At 70.3% G+C, this 24,395-nt stretch carries 25 protein-coding genes; 14 read left to right on the forward strand and 11 right to left on the reverse strand.

The genetic code is table 11. The features are described 5' to 3' along the window. Positions 1–2: 2 nt before the first annotated feature. The gene (locus tag G6N45_RS11715; RefSeq protein WP_246228958.1) at positions 3–1,997 is read right to left on the reverse strand and encodes an AAA family ATPase; all 1,995 of its coding nucleotides are present in this window, start codon (positions 1,995–1,997) and stop codon (positions 3–5) included. 29 nt (positions 1,998–2,026) lie between these two features. On the opposite strand from G6N45_RS11715, the gene G6N45_RS11720 reads away from it, so the two are divergent. From G6N45_RS11720 to G6N45_RS11755, 8 genes are all read left to right on the forward strand, one after another. Beyond that, positions 2,027–2,584: a cytokinin riboside 5'-monophosphate phosphoribohydrolase gene (locus G6N45_RS11720; RefSeq protein WP_163722479.1), complete on the forward strand. Its 558-nt coding sequence runs from the start codon at positions 2,027–2,029 to the stop codon at positions 2,582–2,584. 33 nt (positions 2,585–2,617) lie between these two features. After that, positions 2,618–4,426 carry a long-chain-acyl-CoA synthetase FadD6 gene (fadD6, locus tag G6N45_RS11725; RefSeq protein ID WP_163722481.1) on the forward strand — a complete coding sequence of 603 codons (1,809 nt, stop codon included), beginning with the start codon at positions 2,618–2,620 and terminating at the stop codon, positions 4,424–4,426. Positions 4,427–4,503: 77 nt separating this feature from the next. Then, the gene (gene folP, locus G6N45_RS11730; protein ID WP_163722483.1) at positions 4,504–5,379 is read left to right on the forward strand and encodes a dihydropteroate synthase; all 876 of its coding nucleotides are present in this window, start codon (positions 4,504–4,506) and stop codon (positions 5,377–5,379) included. Continuing rightward, positions 5,376–6,335: a glucosyl-3-phosphoglycerate synthase gene (locus G6N45_RS11735; protein ID WP_163722485.1), complete on the forward strand. Its 960-nt coding sequence runs from the start codon at positions 5,376–5,378 to the stop codon at positions 6,333–6,335. Before folP ends, G6N45_RS11735 begins: the two co-directional genes overlap by 4 nt. Before the next feature lie 33 nt (positions 6,336–6,368). Further along, positions 6,369–6,677, forward strand: coding sequence for a DivIVA domain-containing protein (locus G6N45_RS11740; protein ID WP_163722487.1), 309 nt, complete (start codon positions 6,369–6,371; stop codon positions 6,675–6,677). Beyond that, on the forward strand, positions 6,674–7,276 hold the full coding sequence (locus tag G6N45_RS11745; protein WP_163722489.1) for a DNA-3-methyladenine glycosylase I: 603 nt from the start codon (positions 6,674–6,676) through the stop codon (positions 7,274–7,276). Before G6N45_RS11740 ends, G6N45_RS11745 begins: the two co-directional genes overlap by 4 nt. Further along, positions 7,273–8,085 (forward strand): SAM-dependent methyltransferase, encoded by an 813-nt coding sequence (locus tag G6N45_RS11750; RefSeq protein WP_163722491.1) that lies wholly within the window; start codon positions 7,273–7,275, stop codon positions 8,083–8,085. The genes G6N45_RS11745 and G6N45_RS11750 overlap by 4 nt, the downstream gene beginning before the upstream one ends. A 143-nt stretch (positions 8,086–8,228) precedes the next feature. Then, complete coding sequence (locus tag G6N45_RS11755; protein WP_003406247.1) at positions 8,229–8,396, forward strand: DUF3117 domain-containing protein; 168 nt, start codon at positions 8,229–8,231, stop codon at positions 8,394–8,396. 12 nt (positions 8,397–8,408) lie between these two features. Here the strand turns inward: G6N45_RS11755 and glgA are convergent, their stop codons facing one another. After that, entirely contained in the window at positions 8,409–9,572 is a 1,164-nt protein-coding gene (gene glgA / locus G6N45_RS11760; protein WP_179965364.1) for a glycogen synthase, read from the reverse strand. Positions 9,573–9,711: 139 nt separating this feature from the next. Between glgA and glgC the strand changes: the two genes are divergently transcribed. Then, entirely contained in the window at positions 9,712–10,926 is a 1,215-nt protein-coding gene (gene glgC, locus G6N45_RS11765) for a glucose-1-phosphate adenylyltransferase (protein WP_163722493.1), read from the forward strand. 98 nt (positions 10,927–11,024) lie between these two features. On the opposite strand, the gene G6N45_RS11770 is transcribed toward glgC, so the two are convergent. Both G6N45_RS11770 and G6N45_RS11775 read right to left on the reverse strand, forming a co-directional pair. Further along, entirely contained in the window at positions 11,025–11,504 is a 480-nt protein-coding gene (locus G6N45_RS11770; RefSeq protein WP_163722494.1) for an MSMEG_6728 family protein, read from the reverse strand. Between the two features lie 22 nt (positions 11,505–11,526). Beyond that, positions 11,527–12,123, reverse strand: a complete 597-nt coding sequence (locus G6N45_RS11775; RefSeq protein WP_163722496.1) for a DUF4126 domain-containing protein — start codon at positions 12,121–12,123, stop codon at positions 11,527–11,529. Between the two features lie 263 nt (positions 12,124–12,386). Here G6N45_RS11775 and G6N45_RS11780 point away from each other — a divergent pair, with 263 nt between their 5' ends. Then, entirely contained in the window at positions 12,387–13,658 is a 1,272-nt protein-coding gene (locus G6N45_RS11780) for a hemolysin family protein (RefSeq protein WP_407664320.1), read from the forward strand. Positions 13,659–13,711: 53 nt separating this feature from the next. Here G6N45_RS11780 and G6N45_RS11785 read toward each other — a convergent pair whose 3' ends face one another. The 5 genes from G6N45_RS11785 to G6N45_RS11805 all read right to left on the reverse strand — a co-directional run bounded on the left by G6N45_RS11785 (position 13,712) and on the right by G6N45_RS11805 (position 18,416). After that, positions 13,712–14,386 (reverse strand): methyltransferase family protein, encoded by a 675-nt coding sequence (locus G6N45_RS11785; RefSeq protein WP_163722500.1) that lies wholly within the window; start codon positions 14,384–14,386, stop codon positions 13,712–13,714. 10 nt (positions 14,387–14,396) lie between these two features. Then, entirely contained in the window at positions 14,397–16,043 is a 1,647-nt protein-coding gene (locus G6N45_RS11790) for an ABC transporter permease (protein WP_163722502.1), read from the reverse strand. Next, the gene (locus tag G6N45_RS11795) at positions 16,040–16,963 is read right to left on the reverse strand and encodes an ABC transporter ATP-binding protein (protein WP_163722504.1); all 924 of its coding nucleotides are present in this window, start codon (positions 16,961–16,963) and stop codon (positions 16,040–16,042) included. Before G6N45_RS11795 ends, G6N45_RS11790 begins: the two co-directional genes overlap by 4 nt. Further along, positions 16,956–17,618, reverse strand: coding sequence for a TetR/AcrR family transcriptional regulator (locus G6N45_RS11800; protein ID WP_163722506.1), 663 nt, complete (start codon positions 17,616–17,618; stop codon positions 16,956–16,958). Before G6N45_RS11800 ends, G6N45_RS11795 begins: the two co-directional genes overlap by 8 nt. A gap of 117 nt (positions 17,619–17,735) precedes the next feature. Continuing rightward, positions 17,736–18,416, reverse strand: a complete 681-nt coding sequence (locus tag G6N45_RS11805; RefSeq protein ID WP_163722507.1) for an O-methyltransferase — start codon at positions 18,414–18,416, stop codon at positions 17,736–17,738. Between the two features lie 180 nt (positions 18,417–18,596). Between G6N45_RS11805 and sigE the strand changes: the two genes are divergently transcribed. The 4 genes from sigE to tatB all read left to right on the forward strand — a co-directional run bounded on the left by sigE (position 18,597) and on the right by tatB (position 21,861). Then, positions 18,597–19,391: an RNA polymerase sigma factor SigE gene (sigE, locus tag G6N45_RS11810; RefSeq protein ID WP_246228960.1), complete on the forward strand. Its 795-nt coding sequence runs from the start codon at positions 18,597–18,599 to the stop codon at positions 19,389–19,391. A gap of 82 nt (positions 19,392–19,473) precedes the next feature. Continuing rightward, positions 19,474–19,869, forward strand: coding sequence for an anti-sigma E factor RseA (gene rseA / locus G6N45_RS11815; RefSeq protein ID WP_163722509.1), 396 nt, complete (start codon positions 19,474–19,476; stop codon positions 19,867–19,869). A 96-nt stretch (positions 19,870–19,965) separates the two neighbouring features. Continuing rightward, positions 19,966–21,453: a serine protease HtrA gene (gene htrA / locus G6N45_RS11820; RefSeq protein ID WP_163722510.1), complete on the forward strand. Its 1,488-nt coding sequence runs from the start codon at positions 19,966–19,968 to the stop codon at positions 21,451–21,453. A gap of 3 nt (positions 21,454–21,456) precedes the next feature. Continuing rightward, a complete protein-coding gene (gene tatB, locus G6N45_RS11825; RefSeq protein WP_057148347.1) occupies positions 21,457–21,861 on the forward strand; it encodes a Sec-independent protein translocase protein TatB in 405 nt (134 codons plus the stop codon). A gap of 3 nt (positions 21,862–21,864) precedes the next feature. Here tatB and G6N45_RS11830 read toward each other — a convergent pair whose 3' ends face one another. Together G6N45_RS11830 and G6N45_RS11835 are read right to left on the reverse strand one after the other, a co-directional pair. Continuing rightward, a complete protein-coding gene (locus G6N45_RS11830) occupies positions 21,865–23,007 on the reverse strand; it encodes an Mrp/NBP35 family ATP-binding protein (protein ID WP_163722512.1) in 1,143 nt (380 codons plus the stop codon). 51 nt (positions 23,008–23,058) lie between these two features. Continuing rightward, a complete protein-coding gene (locus G6N45_RS11835; protein WP_163722514.1) occupies positions 23,059–24,384 on the reverse strand; it encodes a lytic transglycosylase domain-containing protein in 1,326 nt (441 codons plus the stop codon). Positions 24,385–24,395: the final 11 nt, after the last annotated feature.

Here is a 24,395-nt window from a genome sequence, read left to right on the forward strand (position 1 = left end):
CCTCAGGCGTTTTCGGCCGCGGCCAGCGCGGCCCGGCCGAACGCACAGTCGACGGTGTCACACAGCCGGCGCAGCGTCTCGACGCCGCGCGGATCACCCAACTGCACCGCGTCGGCCGCCGCCCTCAGCGCGACGGCGTGCTGCCCGCCGCGTTCGGCGGCCTTGACGGCATCGCGCACCGCCGCCACCGCGCCGTGGGAGTCCCGGCGCGCCGCGGTGGTCCACGCCCGGGCCAGCGCCAGCTCCGGTGCGAACAGCATCGACTTCAACCCGTGCCGGGACTCCGCGCGCGCCAACGCCTTTCCCGCCTCGACGGTCTCCCCGAGCCGGCCCAGCGCCTGCGCCAGCAGCATCCACGCCAGCGGCCCCCACGAGTACCCCGTCGGCGCCAGCGCCACGGCCGCGTCCCGCAACAGGGGAACCGCCCGCGGCGTCTCACCGGTCGCGATCAGCACGTCGGCCGTCAGCACCTCGCCGATCGCGCGTCCGGGCTGCCTGCGCTGGGCGAAATCGGTGAGCCGCTGCGCCAGCGCAAGCGCCCTGTCGGGTTCGCCGTTCAGCAGCAGCGCGGTGGTTTGACCGAAGCCGCTGGTGAACCGCAGCAGCCCCGGTTGCCCGGCCGACATGGCCCGCTCGGCCAGCGCGTCGACCTCGGCCAGCCGGCCCATCCGGGCCGCGCACAACGCCGCCGCCGAACCCGCCCACCCGATCGCGGTCTCGTCGGCGATCGTAGAGTCCAGCACCTGGTGTGCGAGTTCGGTTGCGCGACCCAGGTTTCCGGCGTTCATGGCGAAGGTGGCCGACAGCGCGTCGAGCGTCGTGCGTGCCGCCGCGGAGCTGACCTTGCCGCGGGTCGCCTGCAGGAACGCCGTGGCGCGTTCCGGTTCGGACAGCATCCAGAACTGGTTGGCCGCGGTGGGCAGGGCCCAGGCCATCAGCTCCTCTTCGCCCAGCGCGCCGGGATCGATCTCGGCGAGCACCGCGTCGGCGTCACGGCCGCGGCCCTGCCACGCCAGCGCGTACCCGACCGTGAGACGCGCGTCCAGAACCGGCTCCCGCTCGAGCACGGCCCGGCCCAGCCGTTCGCTGAGTTCCAGATCGCCCAGCCGTAGCGCATCGCGCGCGGCCGCGCACACCTCGGCCACCGGCTGCGGCCGGTCGCTGCCGATGGCGAGCGTCGCCAGCCGCAGCCGGCCGACCACTCCGCGCGGCCCCGCCGCGGCCAGGCGCCCCACCACCGCGGTGCGCAGCCGCCGCAGGTCGGGGCCGCCCAGCTCGCCGCGCACCGCGTCGCAGAACAGCGGGTGCGCCGCACGCACCCCGTCGTCGTCGACGGCGATCGCGCCGGTCTGCACGGCCTCGTCGACGGCGTGTGCGCTGGTCAGCACCGCCACGTCCTCCAGGCTGAGCGGTTCGTACACCGACAGGACCTCCAGCACCCGGCGGGAGGCGGCGGGCAGGGCGTCGACGAAGTCGGTCACCTGCGCCATGAGCCGGGCGTCATCGTGGCCCGGCGGGTCCACGTCGACGCGGGTCACCAGGCCGTCCCGCCACAGCGCGGCGATCTCGGCGGGGGCCTCGTTGTCGCTGGCGGACAACAGTATTCGCACTGTCGCGCCCACGGCCAGCTGGTAGACCAGCGCCGCCGAGAGCGGGTCGAGCAGATGCGCGTCGTCGATCACCAACAGCCGGCCATCGCCCAGACTCTCGCGGGCGACGCGCAGCACCGCTGCGGTCTTCCCGACCTCGGGCACCTCGAGGAGATGTTCGAAGGCCGCGAACGGTATCGACCGGCGCGCCGAGGTGGCGTGCACCCAGTCGACTCGGGGGAAGTCGGCGCCGAGGCGCTCGACCGCGCGGCGCGTCAGCCAGGTCTTGCCGACGCCGGCGGGCCCGATCAGCGCCGCGCCCGAGCGGTGCGCCACGCCCGACTCGAGTTGTGCCAGCGCAGGTTCGTCCGGTGCGGTCACCCAGGGGACAGGCGCGGGGACAGGCACCGCCGGAGTCTATGGCTAAGTTTTAGCTCGTGTCCTGCGAACCTGACCGTCGGTGGGCCGTCTGCGTCTATTGCGCCTCGGGCCCCACCCATCCCGATCTTCTCGACCTCGCGCGCCGGGTCGGCACCGGCATCGCCGACCGGGGCTGGGCGCTGGTGTCCGGTGGCGGCAACGTCTCGGCGATGGGAGAGGTGGCCGCCGCGGCCCGCTCCCACGGCGGCCACACCATCGGGGTCATCCCCAAGGCGCTCGTGCACCGCGAGGTCGCCGACACCGAGGCCGACGAGCTCGTCGTCACCGACACCATGCGTGAGCGCAAACAGGTGATGGAAGACCGGGCCGACGCGTTCATCGCGCTGCCCGGCGGCATCGGCACGCTCGAGGAATTCTTCGAAGCCTGGACAGCGGGCTATTTGGGTATGCACTCCAAGCCGATCGTGATGCTCGACACCCTCGGGCACTACGACGGACTGCTGGCCTGGCTACGCGGGCTGGTCGGAAGCGGGTACGTCGCTGAGGGCGCACTGGAGCGTCTGATCGTCGTCGACGACGTCGAGTCCGCTCTGGCCGCGTGCGCGCCCGGCTAGGGTGACCGACACAACGAGCGGGAGGAGCGGGGAATGAGTGGGAAGTCCGGCAAACGGAGCAGTGTCGGGGTGCTCGACATCGCGGGCCAGGTACCGGGACTGCTGATGGACACGCCCACGATCCTGCAGGGGGTCGTCACCGGATTCCTGGCCCGCCCGACGGCGAAGACGTCCATCGGCAAGGTGTTCCAGGACCGTGCGGGCCGTTACGCGGACAAGGTGTTCATCAAGTTCGAGGACACCGAGCTGACGTACGGCGAGGCCAATGAGACGGTCAACCGCTACGCCTCGGTGCTGGCGGCGCGCGGGGTCGGCCACGGCGACGTCGTCGGTGTCATGCTGCGCAATTCGCCCGACTCTGTGCTGCTGATGCTCGCCGTGGTCAAGTGCGGCGCGATCGCCGGCATGCTCAATTACCACCAGCGCGGTGACGTGCTCAAGCACAGCCTCGGGCTGCTCGAGGCGAGGGTCGTCGTCACCGAGGTGGACCTGGTGGAGCCGATCAACGAGAGCGGCGCGGACACCTCCGGTCTGGTCACCGTCGACGAGATGAAGCAGCTCGCCGCCACCGCACCGACCACCAACCCGGCCACCACCTCGGCGGTGCTCGCCAAGGACAAGGCGTTCTACATCTTCACCTCGGGCACCACCGGCATGCCGAAGGCCAGCGTGATGACCCACTACCGCTGGCTGCGCGCGCTGGCCGGGTTCGGCGGCCTGGGAATGCGGCTGAACAGCAGCGACACGCTGTACTGCTGCCTGCCGCTCTACCACAACAACGCACTGACCGTCGCGCTGTCGTCTGTGCTGAACTCCGGCGCGACCCTCGCCCTGGGCAAGTCCTTCTCGGCCTCGAAGTTCTGGGACGACGTCATCCGCTACGAGGCCACCGCGTTCGTCTACATCGGTGAGATCTGCACCTATCTGTTGGGCAAGGAGGAGAAGCCCACCGACCGCCAGCACAAGGTGCGGGTCATCGCGGGCAACGGTCTGCGCCCGGCGATCTGGGACGACTTCACCGAGCGGTTCGGCATCAAGCGGGTCTGCGAGTTCTACGCCGCCAGCGAGGGCAACACCGCGTTCGTCAACGTCCTCAACATCGACAAGACCACCGGGATCTGCCCGACGCCGGTCGCTTTCGTCGAATACGACCAGGACACCGGCGAGCCCAAGCGGGACGAGAAGGGCCGGCTGCGCAGGGTCAAGAACGGCCAGCCGGGTCTGCTGCTGTCCAAGGTGAGCAACTTCCAGCCCTTCGACGGCTACACAGACAAGGATGCCACCGAGAAGAAGCTGGTCCGCGACGCCTTCAAGGAGGGCGACGTCTGGTTCAACACCGGAGACCTGATGCGCGCGCAGGGCTTCGGGCACGCCGCGTTCACCGACCGGCTCGGCGACACGTTCCGGTGGAAGGGCGAGAACGTCGCCACCACCGAGGTCGAGGCGGCGATCTCGACCGACCCTCAGGTCGAGGAGGCGACGGTCTTCGGCGTCGAGGTGCCCGGCGCGGGCGGCCGGGCCGGGATGGCGGCGGTGCAGCTCAAGGAGGGCCAGGAGTTCGACGGCAAATCGCTCGCCAAGGCGGCCTTCGACAAACTGCCCGGCTATGCGGTGCCGCTGTTCGTCCGGGTGGTCGAGGAGCTGGCGCACACGTCGACGTTCAAGAGCCAGAAGGGCGATCTGCGCAAGGAGGGCTACGGCAAGGCCTCCGGCGACGACGACGACACCGAGGACGTCGAGATCGACGACCCGATCTACGTGCTGTCCGGCAAGGACGAGGGCTACGTGCCGTTCTACGACGAGTACCCCGAAGAGGTCGCGGCGGGCAAGAAGCCCAAGTAGCGAGTGATTTCGGCGTGCTTGTCGTCGCTCAGCGTCGATAATCACGCCGAAATCTCCCCGCCCGTAGCCTGGGAGGCGTGGAGCGGACTTTTCTCGGGCGGCCGGTGGCCGGTGATCGCGCGCTGATCATGGCGATCGTGAACCGGACGCCGGATTCGTTCTACGACCGCGGCGCCACGTTCACCGACGAGGCCGCCAAGCAGGCGGCCCACCGCGTGGTCGCCGACGGCGCCGACATCGTCGACGTCGGCGGGGTGAAGGCGGGGCCGGGGCAGACCGTCGGCGTCGACGAGGAGATCGCCCGGGTAGTGCCGTTCATCGAATGGCTGCGGGCCACCTTCCCCGACCAGTTGATCAGCGTCGACACCTGGCGCGCCGAGGTCGCCAAGCAGGCGTGCGCGGCCGGGGCGGACCTCATCAACGACACCTGGGGTGGGGCCGATCCGGATCTGGCGGCCGTCGCGGCCGAGTTCGACGCGGGTCTGGTGTGTTCGCACACCGGCGGTGCGGTGCCCCGGACCCGGCCGTTCCGGGTGAACTACGGGATCACCGAGCGCGGCGTGGTCGACGACGTGCTCGCCGAGGTGTCCGCGGCCGCCGAGCGCGCGGTGGCGCTCGGGGTGCGACGGGACGGCATCGTCATCGATCCGACCCACGATTTCGGCAAGAACACTTACCACGGTCTTAGTTTGTTGCGCCATGTGAAAGAGCTTGTAAACACTGGATGGCCCGTCCTGATGGCGCTGAGCAACAAGGATTTCGTCGGGGAGACTCTGGGGGTGGGACTCACCGACCGCCTCGAGGGCACCCTGGCTGCGACCGCGCTCGCCGCCGCCGACGGTGCCGCGATGTTCCGGGTGCACGAGGTGGGCCCCACACGTCGGGTACTGGAGATGGTGGCGTCGATCCACGGCGTCCGTCCACCGCAACGCACGGTGAGAGGACTGGCATGACGGTGTTGTCTGATCGCGTCACGGACACGGTCGCCGATGGGATGGCCGGGCACCGCTGGCTGACCGATCACAGCTGGAGCCGGCCGTCCTGGACGGTCGCCGAGTTGGAGGCCGCCAAGAAGGGCCGCACGGTCTCGGTCGTGCTGCCCGCGCTGAACGAGGAGGAGACGGTCGCCGGGGTGGTCGAGACGATCACCCCTTTGCTCGGCGGGCTGGTCGACGAGCTCATCGTGCTGGACTCCGGCTCCACCGACGACACCGAGATCCGCGCGGTCGCCGCGGGCGCACGGGTGGTCAGCCGCGAGGTCGCGCTGCCCGAGGTGGCCCCCCAGCCCGGCAAGGGTGAGGTGCTGTGGCGCTCGCTCGCCGCGACCACCGGCGACCTGATCGCGTTCGTCGACTCCGACCTGCTGGACCCGGACCCGATGTTCGTGCCCAAGCTGCTCGGCCCGCTGCTCACCGCGGAGGGCGTGCATCTGGTCAAGGGTTTCTACCGGCGCCCGCTCAAGGTCAGCGGCCGCGAGGACGCCAACGGGGGCGGCCGCGTCACCGAGCTGGTGGCCCGTCCGCTGCTGGCCGCGCTTCGGCCCGAGCTGTCGTGCCTGTACCAGCCGCTGGGCGGCGAGTACGCCGGCACCCGGGAGCTGCTCACCGCGGTGCCGTTCGCGCCGGGCTACGGCGTGGAGATCGGTCTGCTCGTCGACACCTATGACCGGCTGGGACTCGACGCCATCGCCCAGGTCAACCTCGGGGTGCGCACCCACCGCAACCGCCCGCTGACCGAGCTCGCCGCGATGAGCCGCCAGGTCATCGGCACGCTGCTGCAGCGCTGCGGTGTCCCGGACTCCGGGGTCGGGCTGACCCAATTCTTCGCCGACGGCGAGGACTACACGCCGCGGACGTCGGCCGTGTCGCTGGACGACCGGCCGCCGATGATCACGCTGCGCCCGCGCTGACGGTTTGTCACCGGTGTCGGGCAGTATCGACGTGTGACGCTCGTGCTGCTCTACCTCGTGGTGCTCGTGCTGGTCGGGATCGTGCTGTTCGCGATCGGGAGTGTGCTGTTCGGCCGGGGCGAGGTGCTGCCCCCTCTCCCGCAGGCGACGACGGCCACGGTGCTTCCCGCGACGGGCGTCACCGGCGCCGACGTCGACGCGCTGAAATTCACTCAGACGCTGCGCGGCTACAAGGCCAGCGAGGTCGACTGGGTGCTCGAGCGGCTGGGCCGCGAGATCGACGAGCTGCGCGGTGAGCTGGCGGCCACCCGGGCGTCCGAGACGGCGGGCGGCGAGGCGTGAGCGAAGCGCCGTCGGACGACCGGATCCGGTGCGGCTGGATCGACCGCTCACGCCTGTCGCCCGAGGATTTCGTGCTCTACCGCGACTACCACGACAGCGAGTGGGGACGTCCGCTGCGCGACTCGGCGGCGCTGTTCGAACGGATCAGCCTCGAGGCCTTTCAGAGCGGGCTGTCGTGGCTGATCATCCTTCGCAAGCGGGACAACTTCCGCGCGGCGTTCGACGGCTTCGACGTCGAACGCGTCGCCCGCTACACCGAACGCGACGTCGACCGGTTGATGGCCGACCCGGGCATCGTGCGCAACCGGTCGAAGATCACCGCGACCGTCTCCAACGCCCGCGCCACGGCCGACCTCGCCGACGCGGGCGAGGACCTGGCCGAGCTGCTGTGGTCGTTCGCACCCACTGACCGCGCCACCCGGTCGCGGCCGGGGGATCTGTCGGCGGTCGCCGCCGTCACCGCGGAATCCACCGCGATGGCCAAGGAGCTCAAGCGACGGGGCTTCCGTTTCGTCGGCCCGACGACGGCCTATGCGCTGATGCAGGCCACCGGCATGGTCGACGACCACGTGGCCGACTGCTGGGTGCCGCGCGCATGACCGCGGAGGCCGTCGCGCGCACCGCCGTCCTCGTCGCCGCCATCCGCGCGCACGAGTCCCAGCGGGACCGCCCGCTCTTCGAGGATCCGTTCGCCGCACGCCTGGCCGGCGACGCGGGCCGGGAGATGCTCGCGCGAATGATCTCCGAGGCGGGCGAGCACTCGACCGCCCAGATCGTGGTGCGTACCCGGTTCTGGGACGAGGCGCTGCTGCGTGCCGCGCAGACCGCCCGGCAGGTCGTCATCCTGGCCGCCGGGTTGGACGCCCGGGCGTTCCGGCTCGCGTGGCCGCCGGGCACCACCGTCTTCGAGGTGGATCAACCCGCCGTGGTCGCCGCCAAGGACGGTGTTCTCGCCGGCGAGCGGCCGCGCTGCGCGCGGGTGACCCTCGGCGCCGACCTGGCCGGCGACTGGAGCGCCGTGGTGACCGACGCCGGGCTGGATCCCGCGCTGCCCACCGCGTGGCTGATCGAAGGCCTGCTGCAGTATCTCGATGCCGACGCCGTGCGCCGGTTGTTCGCCCGCGTGGACGCGCTGTCGGCGGCGGGTTCGGTGCTGCTCTACGACATCGTGAGCGCGACGCTGCTGACCGAGCCGGCGATGGCGGGTCTGCTCGCCGCGATGGCCGCGCAGGGATCGCCGTGGCTGTTCGGCAGCGATGTGCCGGGGGAGTTGGTCGAGCCGATGGGCTGGACGGCCACGGTGACCGACGTGGCGGAGCCCGGCGCAGCGTTCGGTCGGTGGCCGGATGCGGCCACCGGCGGCGGCTTTTTCGTCGAGGCGCACAAGGGGTCGAACGCGCAGCGATAGCGGGTCTTGGCACACGAGCTGGCACGGATAGGGAACAATGGTCGTCTAGAGCAGTTCAGAGCCGATGCTGTCAGCGTTCGACGTCATGGCTCGTACGACGAATCGGGCCCTGACGGGCACGCCCATTGTGGAGGAGGCACTCGATGGCGGCGATGAAGCCCCGGACCGGCGACGGTCCACTGGAAGCAACCAAGGAGGGGCGCGGCATCGTGATGCGGGTACCACTGGAAGGCGGGGGCCGATTGGTCGTCGAGCTGACCCCGGACGAGGCAGCCGCCCTGGGTGACGAACTCAAGGGCGTCACCAGCTAGCGCTGCGTCGCTCTACGCCGAAACCTTGCGGTAGATCTCCAAGGTTTGTTCGGCGATCTGTGCCCACGAGAATTCGTCGATGCAGCGCTGTCGGCCCGCGGCGCCGAAGCCGCGGGCTCTGTCCGGATCGGCCACCAGGGCGTTGACGCCCTCGGCGAGATCGCGTTCGAAGGACGCGGTGTCGTCCGGGTCGTAGTGCACCAGCACGCCGGTCCGTCCGTCGGCGACCACCTCCGGGATGCCACCGACATCGGAGGCCACCACGGCCGTCGCGCAGGCCATCGCCTCGAGGTTGACGATGCCCAGCGGCTCGTAGACCGACGGACACACGAATGTGGTTGCCGCCGTGAGAATTTCACGGATCTTTGCGGTCGGCAACATCTCGCGCACCCAGAACACGCCGGTGCGCGCTTGGGACAACTCCTGCACCGCCGAGGCCACCTCCTCGGCGATCTCCGGGGTGTCCGGGGCGCCCGCACACAGCACGAGCTGCACCTCGGGGGCGAAGTGATGCGCGGCCGCCACCAGGTGGGCGACCCCCTTCTGCCGGGTGATGCGGCCGACGAACGCGACCACCGGGCGGGCCGGGTCGACGCCGAGGTCGGCGAGCACCGACTGCCCCGGCTGCAGCTCCGCCGGGTACCACACGTCGGTGTCGATGCCGTTGCGCACGACGTGCACCCGGTCGGGGTCCAGGCCCGGATAGGTGCGCAGCACGTCCTCGCGCATCCCTGAGCTGACCGCGATCACCGCGTCGGCGGCCTCGACCGCCGTCTTCTCCACCCAGGACGAAATCCGGTAGCCGCCGCCGAGCTGCTCGGCCTTCCATGGCCGCATCGGCTCCAGCGAGTGCGCGGTGAGCACGTGCGGCACGCCGTAGAGCAGCGCTGCCAGATGCCCGGCCATGCCGGTGTACCAGGTGTGCGAGTGCACCACCGTGGCCTGCGAGCTGGAGTTGACCATGTTGAGGTCGGCCGACAATGTCGCCAGCGCCGCGTTGGCACCCTCGAGCGCGGGATCCGGGGCGGCGACGGTCACCCCGGGCCGCGGGGCACCCATGCAGTGCACGTCGACGTCGCACAGATTCCTCAGCTGCGCGACCAGTTCGGTGACGTGAACGCCTGCACCGCCGTACACCTCGGGTGGATACTCCCGAGTCATCATCGCCACCCGCATTCCGTCCCGCATGGTGTGACCGTACCCAGATTCCCCGGCGGCTTGCGCGGCATCACCAATTGTCTTGATGGACAGCCCGAGAACCCGCCAATGACCGGAATAGGTGGCCCCCGTCCCGACCTGCCGATAGGTTGGGTCCATGAGGGAAGCGCCACACGTGCTGGGCATCGTCCTCGCCGGCGGGGAGGGAAAGCGGCTGTACCCGTTGACAGCCGACCGGGCCAAGCCGGCGGTTCCGTTCGGAGGCGCCTACCGGCTGATCGACTTCGTGCTCTCGAATCTCGTCAACGCCCGATTCCTGCGAATCTGCGTACTCACCCAATACAAGTCGCATTCGCTGGATCGCCACATCTCGCAGAACTGGCGGTTATCGGGGCTTGCCGGCGAGTACATCACGCCGGTGCCGGCCCAGCAGCGGCTCGGGCCGCGGTGGTACACCGGTTCGGCCGACGCCATCTATCAGTCGATGAATCTTATCTACGACGAGGATCCCGACTACATCGTGATCTTCGGTGCCGACCACGTGTACCGGATGGATCCGGAGCAGATGGTCCAGCAGCACATCGAGAGCGGCGCGGGCGCGACCGTCGCCGGAATCAGGGCTCCGCGAGCCGAAGCCAGCGCGTTCGGGTGCATCGATTCCGACGAATCGGGGCGCATCCGCGGGTTCATCGAGAAACCGGCCGACCCACCGGGGACGCCTGATGACCCCGAGCAGACGTTCGTGTCGATGGGCAACTACATCTTCACCACCAAGGTGTTGATCGACGCGATCCGTGCCGACGCCGAGGACGACGACTCCGACCACGACATGGGCGGGGACATCATCCCGCGGCTGGTGTCCGACGGCATGGCCTCGGTGTACGACTTCGACAACAACGAGGTGCCCGGCGCCACCGAGCGCGACCACGGCTACTGGCGCGACGTCGGAACGCTGGACGCCTTCTACGACGCGCACATGGACCTGGTGTCGGTGCACCCGATCTTCAACCTCTACAACAAGCGGTGGCCCATCCGCGGCAGCTCGGAGAACCTGGCGCCGGCCAAGTTCGTCAACGGCGGATCGGCGCAGGAGTCGGTCGTCGGCGCAGGCAGCATCATCTCGGCGGCCTCGGTGCGCAACTCGGTGCTCTCGTCGAACGTCGTCGTCGACGACGGCGCGATCGTCGAGGGCAGCGTGATCATGCCCGGTGCCCGCATCGGTCGCGGCGCGGTGGTGCGCCACGCCATCCTGGACAAGAACGTGGTCGTCGGGCCCGGCGAGATGGTCGGCGTGGACCTCGACAAGGACCGGGAACGGTTCTCGGTCAGCGCCGGCGGCGTCGTCGCGGTCGGCAAGGGCGTCTGGGTCTAGTCGGACGACGATCAAGCGGCGAGGGACGAGCCGCGTTGCGGGGGCACCTCCCGCTTGCGGGGGAGAGTCCGGCAATCTGGGTCTAGTCGGACGACGCTTCAGCCGCTGAGGCGGCGCGGGCGGTCCGAGGCCGGCCACACGTAGGGCAGGTCGTCGGGGACGTCGGGAAACAGCGGGCGGTAGTGCCCGGGGTCCTTGCGCACCAGCGCGGATTGGTGGCTGCGGTGCACCGCCGGATCGCCGAGCCAGGGCGGCAGGTCGCCGGCGGCGCCGAGTTCGTGCTGCGTCCTGACGGCGGTCAGCCCGGTGCCGGCGGTCAGGTCCCAGGCCAGCGTGGCGGCGCAGGTGTCGGCGCGGCCCAGCGCGCACCAGACCTCACAGATCTCCAGGCCGTAGCGCACCACGGCCTCTTCGTAGCCCGCCCACATCGCCGCGGCGGGGTGGTGGCGCCAGCCGTACCCCGGGACCGTCAGCGCCCGCAGCACCTGGATGGTCTCCACCCGCTGCTTGCCCAACCGGCGCGCATCGAGCGTCCGGGCCGAATCGGCGAATCCGGGGAACGGCAGGAACGTCTGCATGGCGCCCCGGGTACCCGTGTCGTCAGCGAGTATCGCGCCCGGCCGCCGCCCTGCTCTTGCGGCGCCGGATCGCCCGGAACGCGGCCCAGCCGAGCGCGACGATCGCGACCAGCACCAGCACCGGCAGCAGGATCGCGAGCACCACGAGCACCACGCTGACGATGTCCTCGACCGTGCTGAGCACCGGCGCGGCCATACCGGCCGTCGCGACGTTCGCGGCCGGCCGCACCGTGGATTTGGTCAGCGACACGACGAGCGCCACGACGACGCCGAGGACGACGGGAATCCACTGCCCGGACTGGGCGAAGGCGCCGGGATCGGTGACGGCGGCGGTCTGCGCCGCGGTGCCGGACCCGAAGACGATGCCGCCCGCGGTGGGCCGCACGAAGGTCTGGACGGTGTCGTTGACCGTGTCGAGCGCGGGCACCTTGTCGGCCACGACCTCGACCGCGAGCAGCACCGCCACGATCGCCATCACCCAGCCGTTCTCCAGCCAGGCCCACCCGGCCGGCAGTGCGACGAGGTCGGTGAAGCGGGCGAGCAGCCCCAGCGCCAGCAACGGGATGTACGCGTTGAGCCCCGCGGCGGTCGCCAGCCCGAACCCGGTCAGCAGCTCCATGCGGCCTCCTCGGGCGAACGGCTTGCGGTGTGTCCAGGATGACGGTTCACGTGCCGCTGCGGGGCGAAGTGCGGCCGACACGTGGCGAACGCCTGGACCGTTCCGCCACCCGAGCCGCTTCCTCCGACGCTGGCTGCCCGGGCCGCCGATTTTGGCAGACTCGATGATCATGCGGTGTCGACGGCCGACGGCGTGGCGCAGGAAGCAGGGCAGGGTTCATCATGAGTCGCTACTGGTTCGACATCGGTCTGATCACGCTGCTGTTGCTGCTCAACGGGCTCTTCGCTGGCAGCGAGCTGGCCTTGGTGTCGCTACGCGAAGGGCAACTGAGGACGCTGGAACGCAGCACCGGCCGCAGGGAGCGGGCGCTGGTCCGACTCGCCCGCGACCCCAATCGCTACCTGGGAACCATTCAGCTCGGCATCACGCTGGCCGGCTACCTGGCCTCGGCTGCCGCGGCGGTCACGCTCGCGGAACCGCTTGTCCCGGCGCTGGAGTTTCTCGGCGGAGCTGCCGAGGCGGTCGCCATTGCCGCGGTGACGATCGTGTTGGCCGCCGTCAACATCATCATCGGCGAGCTCGTGCCCAAGCGGCTGGCTATGCAATACCCCGCGCGCTGGGCGCTCCTGGTCGCCGCGCCGCTCGACCGGCTGGCGACGGTCACCTCACCGATGGTGTGGCTGTTGAGCCGAGCCACCGATGTCCTCGTCCGGCTCCTCGGGGGAAAGTCGGACAGTGCCGATGGTCAACTCTCGGCGGACGAACTGCGGGAACTGGTCGCGGTGCAGCGCGTGCTCAGTCCGGAACAGCGCGAGATGATCGCCGGCGCGCTGGAGATCCACGAGCGGGTGCTCCGGGAGATCCTGGTTCCGCGTCGGTCCGTGGTGGCGCTGCCCTCCGACATGTCCGTGGGAGAGTCACGTAAGCTCCTTGTCACATCCGGTCACTCCCGGGCGCCGGTGGTCCGCTCCCGGGACCTGGACGATGTCATCGGCGTCGTTCACCTGCGCGACCTCCTCGTCGAGGAGGACGCCCTCGAGACCGCGGCCAGACCGATCCTCAATCTTCCTGACAGCCTTCCCGTTTCGGAGGCATTGCGGCGGTTCAAGACGGAACGCGAGCAGTTCGCTCTCGTGGTCGACGAACGCGGTGGCTCAGCGGGCATCGTGACGCTGGAGGATGTGCTCGAAGAGATCGTCGGGGAGATCTACGACGAAACCGACCGTGATGTGCTTGCGGCGCAACGGTTGCCCGACGGAAGCTTCACCCTGCCAGGCAACTTCCCCTTCCACGACCTCGACGATCTCGGCGTGCATCTGGAGTATGCACCGCCGGGCGACTACACCACGGTGGCCGGCCTCGTGCTGGTGGCACTGGGGCAGATTCCCCGTTCAGGGGAGAAGGTCGCGTTGACGGATTGGTCTGTCGAAGTCAGCGGGGTGACCGGCAATACGATCACCGAAATCCGTCTTGTCCCTCGTGTGGCGGGCGACGGAAGAAGGGCCACCGATGGTGGCGGCCCGTCGTCCTCCTGAAGTGTTCCCCGGACGAATCGGTGGTCCGCCCGCACGGTGACGCGCACGTCGCGTCACCACACGCCGGGAATCAGCCGATACGGCACCTGACGTGTGTATTCGGCGTACCCGGCCAGGTCGTCGGTCAGCGCTTTCTCCTCATCGAGGAGGCGGGCGACCAGCACCGGCACCGCCGCCACCACGGCGGTCAGCCCCCACAGGGAGCCCAGCGCCGGGGGAGTGCCGAGCATCATGATCAGGGAAAGGGCGTACATCGGGTGCCGCACGACCCCGTACAGGCCGGTGGACACCAGCGGCTGGTCCTCCTCGACGGTGATGCTCGCGCCGGCGTAGTTGTTCTGGACCACCACCAGCTGCGCGCCGAGCAGTCCGGCGGCCACCAGCACGTCGCCGGCGATCACAAGCCACACCGGCACGGCCGACCAGCCGAACCGCCAGTCCAGAGCGCTGATGACCATCACCGCGATCCCCGCCAGAAAGGTCGCGGTGATGATGATGCGTTGGGCGGGCCGGCTTTCGGCCGTCGGCCCGGCCTTCATCCTGCGGGCCAGGGCGTCGGGGTGGCGGATCGCCAGATACATGCTGGGGACGAACGTCGACACCGAGAACACGGCGACGAACACCCAGGCCTGCCAGTAGTCGAACGTGCCGGCCGGCAGGAACAGGACCAGCCCGAAGAACGCGAGTCCCAGCACAAGGGAGGTCGCGATCTGCACCGCCAGTTTCACGGCGTCCTCCTCAGCGTAGGTCGCGTCGGCGAAAAGCGATGGCGCCCAGGATGATCAGAGCCGCGTCGAGGGCCAGCAGCCACAGCAGCGGGGCGGGCGTGAAATCGCCGATGCCGACATGCGGGATGTGGGTGAAGGGTTCGAGATCGAGCAGCCACTGCGGTGAGCCCGACAGCGAGCCGAGCATGAACAGCGCGATGAACGCGACGAGCACGCCCCAGCCGACCGGCGTGAAGCGCGGCAGCGCACCGAACAGCGCCACCGTGACGGCGACGAGCAACCACACCGCGGGCAGTTGCACGGCCGCTGTGCCCAGGACCCTCGGCAGCGTGCCACCGATGTCGCCCGCGGCGGCGCCGTAGGTCAGCCCGGTGACGAGACCGGCGATCAACAGGGCGACGGTCGGACCACCCAGCGCGAAGGCCAGATGACTTGTCAGCCAGCGTGTTCGGCTGACCGCACCGGCCAGTACCGTCTCGGCGTGCCCACTGGACTCCTCGTGGTGCAGCCGCAGGGCCAGCGAGATCGCGAACGCCGCGGTGACCATGCCGAGCATGCTGAACGCGACCGCGATGAACGCCTGCTCCATGGCATCGGTGCCGCCGAGGCGCGCCACCACGTCGCGGGCGATCGGACTGCCGCCGATCTCGTCGCCGATGCCGTGCACGATGCTGCCGATGATCGCGCCGTAGAGGCCCAGTCCGACGGTCCACACGATCAGTGACCCGCGGTCCAGCCGCCAGGCCAGTCCCAGTACCCCGTGCAGGCGGTGCCCTCCACGTGGCGGACCCAGGCGCTCGGCGAGCAGCCCCGCGCCGATATCGCGTCGGGAGAGGAGGCTGTACGCGAGGACGAGAAGGACGACGGTGAGAGCGACGTGCAGGCCGAGCACCCAGAACCGGTCGCCCGCGTAGGGGCGCACCTGCAACGACCAGCCCAGCGGCGACAACCACGACAGGATCTGCGCCCGGGCGCCCGCATCGCCCACCGCCCGCAGCGTGAACGCCACCCCGAGCACGGCGAACGCGACGCCGCGGGAGAACCGTGCGCTCGAGGACACCTGCGCACTGACCGCCGCCACCGCCGCGAACACCAGACCCGAACAGGCCAGTGCGGCGCCGAAGGCCAGGGATCCCGCCGCGGGGACGTCCTGGGTCAGCAGGCCCGCGGCGCCGATGACGCCGGTCAGCACCGAGGCGCCGCAGGCGAGCAGCAGCGCCGCCGTCAGTCCGGCGTACCGGCCGACGGCGGTGGAGTCGAGAAGCTCGCCGCGGCCGGTCTCCTCGTCGGCCCGGGTGTGGCGAATCACCGTGAGGATCACGGCCACGGCGATCAGCACGTGGAACATGCCGGCCTTCCAGATCCCCACCGCGCCGAGGCTGTCGTTGAAGACCTGACCGTAGAGTGCGCGCTGCGCCGGGCTGGCCATGATCGACGCGGCGAACGTCGCGCGGTCAGCGGCGCTGGGATACACCGCCTCGATGCTGCCGACGTACACCGTCGACAGCGGCACCGACAAAAGCAGCACCCACAACGGCAGCACGACGCGGTCGCGGCGGGCGTAGAGACGAAGCAGCCCAAGGGTTCCCGTCAGGGCGGTGCCTGGCCGGGGCGCCTGGTGCGCTGGCTGGTGCGGGCGATCGAGCAGGGTGGTCATGCGTTCACCTGCTCGGCAGTGTCCGAGGTGTGGTAGTGCCGCAGGAAGAGCTCCTCCAGCGTCGGCGGCTGGCTGATCAGGCTGCGCACCCCTGCTTCGCCCAGGACTCTGATCACCTCGGCCAGGCTGCCGCTGTCGACCTGTGCGCGCACCGTACGGCCCTCGACGCTGACGTCCTCGACGCCGGGGATACGGCCGAGATCCACGGCGTCACCGATCATCTCGGCCTTGATCGACGTGCGGGACAGGTGCCGCATCGAGTCCAGCGTGCCGCTCTCCACGGTGCGGCCGGCCCGGATGATGGTGACCCGGTCGCAGAGGGCCTCGGTTTCGGCGAGGATGTGGCTGGACAGCAGGACGGTGACGCCGCGCGCGCGAGCCTCGCCGACGCACTGCTGGAAGACGTTCTCCATCAACGGATCCAGGCCGCTGCTCGGTTCGTCGAGCAGCAGGAGTCTGGCGTTCGACGAGAACGCCGAGACGAGGGACACCTTCTGCCGGTTGCCCTTGGAGTAGGTGCGTGCCTTCTTCGTGGGATCCAGGTCGAAGCGCTCGATGAGCTCGGCGCGCCGCTTCTCGTCGATGCCGCCCCGCATACGCGCCAGCAGGTCGATGGTCTCGCCGCCCGTGAGGGTGGGCCACAGCGTGACATCGCCGGGCACGTAGGCCAGTTGGCGGTGCAGGGCGACGGCGTCGGTCCACGGGTCGCCGCCGAGCAGGCGTACGGTGCCCGCGTCGGCGCGCGCCAGCCCGAGCAGGATGCGGATGGTGGTCGACTTGCCGGCGCCGTTGGGTCCGAGAAAACCGTGCACCTCGCCGTCGGCGACGGTCAGATCGAGGCCGTCGAGGGCGCGCACCGCGCCGAAGTTCTTCGTCAATCCGCGGATCTCGACCGCGGGGGTGGTTCGGTGGTCAGTCACGGTGGTCTCCTTCGGTGGAGGTGAACGGGATGCCCTTCTCGCGCTGGGCCAGAAAGGCGTCGTACATCGTCGAGTCGGCCAACAGGCCGTTCGTGTAGAGCTCGAGGGCGGGCAGCACCATGTCCTCGCTGTAGTCGCGCAGCACTGCGCGCAGGTCCGTCGGGTTCTCGTGCAGCTGCGCATACAGCAGGAATCCGCCGCCGTTGGCCATCGCGACGAAGCGGGCCCGCGCCTTGGGATCGACGCTGGGCTTGATGGTTCCGGCGCGCACGCCCTCTTCGATGTACTGCTCGGCGTTGTCGATCATGCTGAGCCACAGCATCTTCGCGAGCTCGCCGCCGCTGCTCATGCTGCGCACCAGATACGCCATCATCGGGGCGTAGCCCTCGATCTCGGCCATCTGCGCCAGCCAGGTCGCCGGGTCCGAGCTCTGGATCGTCTCCGACTTGCTCGCCCGCACGGTCTCGGCGACGTAGTCGTCGCACGCACGGTGCAGCTTCTCCTTGGACCCGAAGTGGTGGATGACCAGACCGGGGCTCACGCCGGCCGCCGCGGCGATGGCCCGCACGCTCACGCCGAAGCCTTCGCGGCCGAACAGGTCGATCGCGGCGTCACGAATCCGTGCCGCTGCGGTGAGATCGTCCGCTGAACGCATGTTCAACATGCTAAACACTCGTTTAGCACGCGGTCAAGACCTATCGGCGGAATAGCATTCCGGGTCGTAAGAAGCGCGGTTCAGCGACCAGGAATGCGCTTCCGCGGGGAGAGAAGATCAGTCGCGGGCGGCGGCGAGCAGGCCGTCGCCCAACGGGATCAGCACCGGGGTCAGCCGCTCGTCCTCGGCGATCAGCCGGGCGGCCTCCCGCACGGCGGCGACTTCGGCGTCCTTGGCCGTCGCGTCACCGGCCCGGCCGCCCAGCGCCGCGCGGTGCACGACGATCGCCCCGCCCGGCCGCAACAGGCGCACTCCTTCGACGACGAACTGCGGCTGATCGGCGGGATCGGCGTCGATGAACACCAGGTCGTAGGACTCGTCGGCGAGCCGGGTGAGGACCTCCTGGGCGCGGCCGCCGATCAGCCGGGTCCGCCCCGGGCCGACGCCGGCCTCGGTGAACGCCTGCTTGGCGATGCGCTGGTGTTCGGGCTCGACGTCGATGGTGGTGAGTACGCCGTCTTCACGCATGCCGGACAGCAGCCACAGACCGCTGACCCCGGCGCCGGTACCCACCTCGACCACCGCTTTGGCGCTGGTCAGCTTCGCCAGTACGCAGAGCAGGGCGCCGACGGCCGGCGTCACCGCGCCCGCGCCGATGTCGACGGCGCGTTCCCGCGCGGCGGCGACGATCGCGTCCTCGGAGATCGAGTGTTCGGCGTGGCTGACGATCGCCTCGGCCGGGCTGGGCCGGGATCCGGAATCGCCGGCGCTGCCTGCGGGCTCGTCGGTGCTCGCCATGCCCGCGAGCGTAGAGCGTCGGCGGCGACGCCGGGACCCCGACACGCCCGTCCGCGGAATTCGCCCGTACCGGCCCCGCGCCGCGCCGTTTCCGCTGGTCGAAAATGGGTAGCGCTCTTTCTCAGGAAATGTTCAGTTTGCTCATATGCCTGGCACACCACCACAGGAGAACGTGATCGCATGACAGACGGCGCGCACCGCGACCAGATCGGACTGCCCGACGACGGGAAGAAAGTGTCGCTGCGCCGTGTTGTTGCCCTCGAGCGGTCTCTCGACGACCGCGGTTCGCACGACATGGAGGATCCGACGACCACCACAGTGACCGGCCCCACCGCCGCTCCCGTTTCGATGGCACACCTCGAGCAGTTCACCGATGCCGAATGGGTCGAGCCGACCGACGAGCTGACCGGCACCGCGGTCTTCGACGCCACCGGCGATCACGCCGCGATGCCCAGCTGGGACGAGCTGGTCCGCCAGCACGCCGACCGGGTGTACCGGCTGGCCTACCGCCTGTCGGGCAATCAGCACGACGCGGAGGACCTGACGCAGGAGACCTTCATCCGGGTGTTCCGCTCCGTGCAGAACTACCAGCCCGGCACGTTCGAGGGCTGGCTGCACCGCATCACCACGAACCTGTTCCTCGACATGGTCCGCCGCCGCGGCCGCATCCGGATGGAAGCGCTGCCCGAGGACTACGAGCGGGTGCCCGCCGACGAGCCCAATCCCGAGCAGATCTACCACGACTCGCGGCTGGGCCCCGACCTGCAGGCCGCGCTCGACTCCCTGCCCCCTGAGTTCCGCGCCGCCGTGGTGCTGTGCGACATCGAGGGGCTGTCCTACGAGGAGATCGGCGCGACGCTTGGCGTCAAGCTGGGCACCGTGCGCAGCCGCATCCACCGTGGCCGCCAGGCGCTGCGCGACTACCTCGCCCGCCACTCCGACGTCGACGTGCGCGACGCGGCCAGATCGGCCTGACGTTCGTCGGCGGGTTCACAGCATGCCGCGCTACATTCGATGAAGACCCGTCGATATGACATGACCGGAGAGGAGTCAGGTGGTGTTCGATCCCGGACACGCGTTCCGTCGCGCTTTCTCCTGGCTCCCCACCCAGTTCGCCTCTCAGAGTGACGCCCCGGTCGGGCCACGTCAGTTCGGTTCCACCGAGCACCTGTCCACCGAAGCCGTAGCCGCGTTCGTCGACGGCGAGTTGCGCATGAGCGCGCACCTGCGCGCCGCGCACCACATGTCGATGTGTCCGCAGTGTGCGACCGAGGTCGACGCCCAGCGCCAGGCCCGGGAAGTGCTGCGTGACGCGTGTCCGGTGGCGATGCCGAGCTCACTTCTGGGCCTGTTGTCCCAGATCCCGCAGCACGCACCGATCGAGCAACCGGAACCGGCCGACACCGCGCAGTTGGCTGACGGCGCGCCGCGCGCCCGTCGCAAGCGTCGGTAGGGTGAGGGCGCGTCGACCGGACATGTGCGCCGGGGACTGCCGGCACCGCGATCACGGTGTGTTGGGTACGGAAGTGCATGAAAGGGCGATGTACGGGTGACCAATCTGGACCAGACCGGTCGGGAACGTCTCGAACCGCGCCCCGTGTCCCGTCCGCCGGTTGATCCGGCGGCCCAGCGTGCCTTCGGCAGGCCCGACGGCGTGGACGGATCTTTCGTCAACAAGGGCCAGGCGCGCGATCAGGGCGAGTACGCACCAAAGGACCAACCACCGGACCCGGTGCTGGCCGAGGCCTTCGGCCGGCCGTACCGGGGCGGCGACTCGCTGCAGCGGCACCCGACCGACGCGGGAGCTCTCGAGGCCGAGCGCGGCGGTGCCGGTGACGACGCCGACGATCCGTGGCGCAACCCGGGTGCGCCCGTGGGGCTGGGCACCCCGGCGCTCACCCACAGCGCACCCGCCGCGGTTGCTGCGCCGGCCGGGAAGCTGGGCGTGCGCGACGTGCTGTTCGGCGGGAAGGTGTCCTACGTCGCGCTGGGCGTGCTGGCCATCGTCGCGCTGGTGATCGGCATCGCCGGCGGCTTGGTCGGCCGCAAGACCGCAGAGGTGGTCGAGGCGTTCACCACGTCGAAGGTGACGCTGGAAACCGGCGACAACGGCGAGCCGCCGCAGGGTCAGTTCGCGAAAGTAGCTGCAGCCGTTGCTGATTCGGTGGTGACGATCGAGGCGACCAGTGACACCGAGGGCGCGCAGGGCTCCGGTGTCATCGTCGACGGCCGCGGCTACATCGTCACCAACAACCACGTCATCTCCGAGGCGGCCACCAACCCGAGCAAGTTCAAGATGTCGGTCGTCTTCAACGACGGCAAGGAGGTGCCCGCCAACCTGGTCGGCCGTGACCCGAAGACCGACCTGGCGGTGCTCAAGGTCGACAACGTCGACAACCTCGTCGTGGCGCGGCTCGGGGACTCCGAGAAGCTGCGCGTCGGCGAAGAGGTGATCGCCGCCGGCGCCCCGCTGGGCCTGCGCAGCACGGTCACCCACGGCATCATCAGCGCGCTGCACCGGCCTGTACCGCTGTCCGGCGACGGGTCGGACACCGACACCGTCATCGACGGCGTGCAGACCGACGCGTCCATCAACCACGGCAACTCCGGCGGCCCGCTGATCAACATGAACTCCGAGGTGATCGGCATCAACACCGCGGGCAAGTCGCTCTCCGACAGCGCCAGCGGGCTCGGGTTCGCGATCCCGGTCAACGAGGTGAAGCAGGTCGTGGAGACGCTGATCCAGAGCGGCAAGATGGCGCACCCCACCCTGGGGCTGACCGCACGCTCGGTGAGCAACGACGTGTCCAAGGGCGCCCAGATCGCCAATGTGACCGCGGGCGGTCCCGCCGAGCGGGCCGGCATCCTGGAGAACGATGTCGTCGTCAAGGTCGGCAACCGCGAGGTCGCCGACGCCGACGAGATGGTCGTCGCCGTGCGTCAGCTCAAGATCGGCGAACCCGCCCCGGTCGAGGTGGTCCGCGACGGCCGTCGCGTCACGCTGATGGTGACCCCCGGCCCCGACAACAGCACGTAGGCCATGTTCGCCAACGTCGGCTGGGGCGAGATGCTGGTCCTGGTGATCGCCGGTCTGGTGATCCTGGGTCCGGAGCGGCTGCCCGGCGCGATCCGCTGGACCTCCGGCGCGGTGCGTCAGGCGAGGGACTACATCTCGGGCGCGACCAGCCAGCTGCGCCAGGACCTGGGCCCGGAGTTCGATGATCTGCGCGAACCGCTGTCCGAACTGCAGAAGCTGCGGGGCATGACGCCGCGCGCGGCGCTGACCAAGCACCTGCTCGACGGCGACGACTCGATCTTCACCGGACGCTTCGACGCGCCGAGCACCCCGGAGAAGCCGCAGACCCCGCCGGAGAAGCCGCAGTCCGGCCCTGGGCCGATCGATGCCTCGCCGGGCGCGACCCGGTTCGACCCGGACGCGACGTAGCGGCTAACGGCCGGCCGGGTCCAGACCCAGCGACATGCCGGCCAGCCCGCGCTTGCGGCTGGACAGCGAGTCCGCGATCTTGCACAGCTCGACGCCTGCCGGAGAGTCGGGCGCGCTGAGCACCAGCGGAATCCCGGTGTCGCCTGCGGCCACCAGCGCCGGATCCAGCGGCACCTGGCCCAGCAGCGGCACGTCGGCACCTACCGAGCGCGACAGACTCTCGGCGACCCGGCGGCCGCCGCCCTCACCGAACAGCTGCATCGTCGACCCGTCCGGCATCAGCAGCCCTGCCATGTTCTCGACGACGCCGGCGATGCGCTGGCGGGTCTGCAGCGCGATGGCGCCGGCACGCTCGGCGACCTCCGCCGCGGCGAGCTGGGGAGTGGTGACAACCAGGATCTCCGCGCCCGGGATCAGCTGCGACACCGAGATCGCGATGTCGCCGGTGCCCGGCGGCAGGTCCAGCAGCAGCACGTCGAGGTCACCCCAGTACACGTCGGCGAGGAACTGCTGCAGCGCGCGGTGCAGCATCGGTCCACGCCACACCACCGGGGTGTTGCCCTGGGTGAACATCGCGATCGAGATCACCCGTACGTCGTGGGCCACCGGTGGCAGGATCATCGAGTCGACCTGGGTGGGGCGGTCGGTGGTGCCCATCATGCGGGGCACCGAGTGGCCGTAGATGTCGGCGTCGAGCAGACCGACCGACAGGCCGCGGGCGGCCATCGCGGCGGCCAGGTTCACCGTGACGCTGGACTTGCCGACCCCGCCCTTGCCGGAGGCGACCGCGTAGACCCGGGTCAGCGAGCCGGGCTGCGCGAAAGGGATCACCGGCTCGCGCGAGTCGCCGCGCAGCAGCTTGCGCAGCTCGGCGCGCTGCTCGTCGTTCATCACGTCGAGGGTGACCCGGACCGCGCCGGTGCCGGGGACGTCGCTGACGGCCCGGGTGACCCGGTCGGAGATCTCGGTCTTCTTCGGGCAGGCCGAGGTGGTCAGGTAGATCTCGACGTGCACGGATCCACCCGCCTCGACGGTGACGTTCTTGACCATGCCGACGTCGGTGATGGGGCGCCGCAGTTCGGGGTCGATCACCTTGGTCAGCGCCGCGCGCACGGCCGCGGTCAGGTCAGAGGTATTCGCAGGCATCACCCGCGAGTGTAGGCCGCAGGCGGCCACCCTCCGGCGGCGGCCGAGTGCTCAGGCGACCGGGCCGGGTGCCGGACCCAGCGCCGGGGGCAGCATCGGGCCTGGGGCGGCCGGGGCGACGGGAGCGGCCGGCGGGGGCAGCTGGGGTGGCGCCCACGGCGCGGCCGCCGGGGCGGGGAGAACGGGCGCTGCCGCGGGAGCGGGCGTGTTCGTGATGCAGAACACCGCGCACTCGGGCTGCTGCTGAGCCGGCGGAGGCGTCACCCACGGCGGCAGCCAGGCCGGCGGCGGGGGAGCCACCGGTTGCGGCGCGGCCTGCGGGGCCGGCGCCGGGCCGGGCAGCGGGCCCAGGGACTGTCCCGGCGCGAAGCCGGGCACATTGGTGCTGATCAGGCTCGCGACGTCGGTGCGCTGACCGAGTTGGAGCAGGGCCAGCGGATCGTTGGCGGGCAGTCCGGCCGCGTTGAGCGGCAGGCCGGGGCCGAGTCCCTCGGGCCGGTCGAGGTGGCTGTCGCCGAGCGCGGGCACCTCGCCGGTGATCGGCGGCAGATCGACGGGCACCACGCCGGTGGCGTACGCCGCGGCCCACGCCAGCACATTGCGCGCGTAAGCCATCGAGTTGTTGTAGCGCAGGATCGCGCTCAGCACGTCGGTCTGGCTGCGCAGGTTGAGGCCTCCGCTGCACAGGTAACGGGCGGCGGCCAGCGACGCGTCGAACACGTTCTGCACGTCGGCTTTGCCGTCGCCGTCCCCGTCGGCGGCATAGCGCGACCACGTGCCGGGCAGGAACTGCATCGGGCCCAACGCCCTGGCGTACACCACGCGGTCGGCGCTGCGGCTCTGCACGATGACCTCGTTACCGGCCAGGGTGCCGTCGAGGGTGGGGCCGTAGATCGGCCGCACCGCGGTGCCCCGCGCATCGGTGGCGCCGCCGTTGGCGTGCATCGACTCGATGCGACCGATGCCCGCCAGCAGGTTCCAGCTCACGCCGCAACCGGGCGTGGCCGAGGCCATCTTGGTCTCGGCGTTGCGGTAGGCGGCCAGCGCCATCGACGGGATGCGCAGTGTGCCGGGGGAATTCACGACCACCGCGGGTGGTGGTGCGGACACGGTGGACGCGGCGATGCGCATTGGCGTCGGGGCCTTGGCCACCGCCACCACCGACACACCCGATTCGCCGGCCGCCGGTGCGACGGCGGCGAGCGGCATTACGGCCGCGTCGCGGGTCGGGGCGTTGGTCGAGGGGGCGGAGGCGCCGACAGCGCCTGCGAGCACCAGGGGGGTCAACACTGCGGCAACACCGAAAGCCGGCATCCGCACGACGCGTCCGGCGCGACTCCTCGCTGCTCCGAGGGCCGCTCCTCCCCCTATGTGCACTCAACCGTCCT

This window comes from Mycolicibacterium psychrotolerans, from assembly GCF_010729305.1.
GTDB classification, from domain to species: domain Bacteria; phylum Actinomycetota; class Actinomycetes; order Mycobacteriales; family Mycobacteriaceae; genus Mycobacterium; species Mycobacterium psychrotolerans.

Excerpts from the sequence above, each read along its gene's own strand:
- fadD6 (WP_163722481.1), top strand. The coding sequence starts at position 2,618 with ATGAGTGGGAAGTCCGGCAAACGGAGCAGTGTCGGGGTGCTCGACATC.
- G6N45_RS11735 (WP_163722485.1), top strand. The coding sequence starts at position 5,376 with ATGACGGTGTTGTCTGATCGCGTCACGGACACGGTCGCCGATGGGATG.
- G6N45_RS11750 (WP_163722491.1), top strand. The coding sequence starts at position 7,273 with ATGACCGCGGAGGCCGTCGCGCGCACCGCCGTCCTCGTCGCCGCCATC.
- G6N45_RS11755 (WP_003406247.1), top strand. The coding sequence starts at position 8,229 with ATGGCGGCGATGAAGCCCCGGACCGGCGACGGTCCACTGGAAGCAACC.
- glgA (WP_179965364.1), bottom strand. The coding sequence starts at position 9,572 with ATGCGGGTGGCGATGATGACTCGGGAGTATCCACCCGAGGTGTACGGC.
- glgC (WP_163722493.1), top strand. The coding sequence starts at position 9,712 with ATGAGGGAAGCGCCACACGTGCTGGGCATCGTCCTCGCCGGCGGGGAG.
- G6N45_RS11770 (WP_163722494.1), bottom strand. The coding sequence starts at position 11,504 with ATGCAGACGTTCCTGCCGTTCCCCGGATTCGCCGATTCGGCCCGGACG.
- G6N45_RS11775 (WP_163722496.1), bottom strand. The coding sequence starts at position 12,123 with ATGGAGCTGCTGACCGGGTTCGGGCTGGCGACCGCCGCGGGGCTCAAC.
- G6N45_RS11790 (WP_163722502.1), bottom strand. The coding sequence starts at position 16,043 with ATGACCACCCTGCTCGATCGCCCGCACCAGCCAGCGCACCAGGCGCCC.
- G6N45_RS11800 (WP_163722506.1), bottom strand. The coding sequence starts at position 17,618 with ATGCGTTCAGCGGACGATCTCACCGCAGCGGCACGGATTCGTGACGCC.
- G6N45_RS11805 (WP_163722507.1), bottom strand. The coding sequence starts at position 18,416 with ATGGCGAGCACCGACGAGCCCGCAGGCAGCGCCGGCGATTCCGGATCC.
- sigE (WP_246228960.1), top strand. The coding sequence starts at position 18,597 with ATGACAGACGGCGCGCACCGCGACCAGATCGGACTGCCCGACGACGGG.
- tatB (WP_057148347.1), top strand. The coding sequence starts at position 21,457 with ATGTTCGCCAACGTCGGCTGGGGCGAGATGCTGGTCCTGGTGATCGCC.
- G6N45_RS11830 (WP_163722512.1), bottom strand. The coding sequence starts at position 23,007 with ATGCCTGCGAATACCTCTGACCTGACCGCGGCCGTGCGCGCGGCGCTG.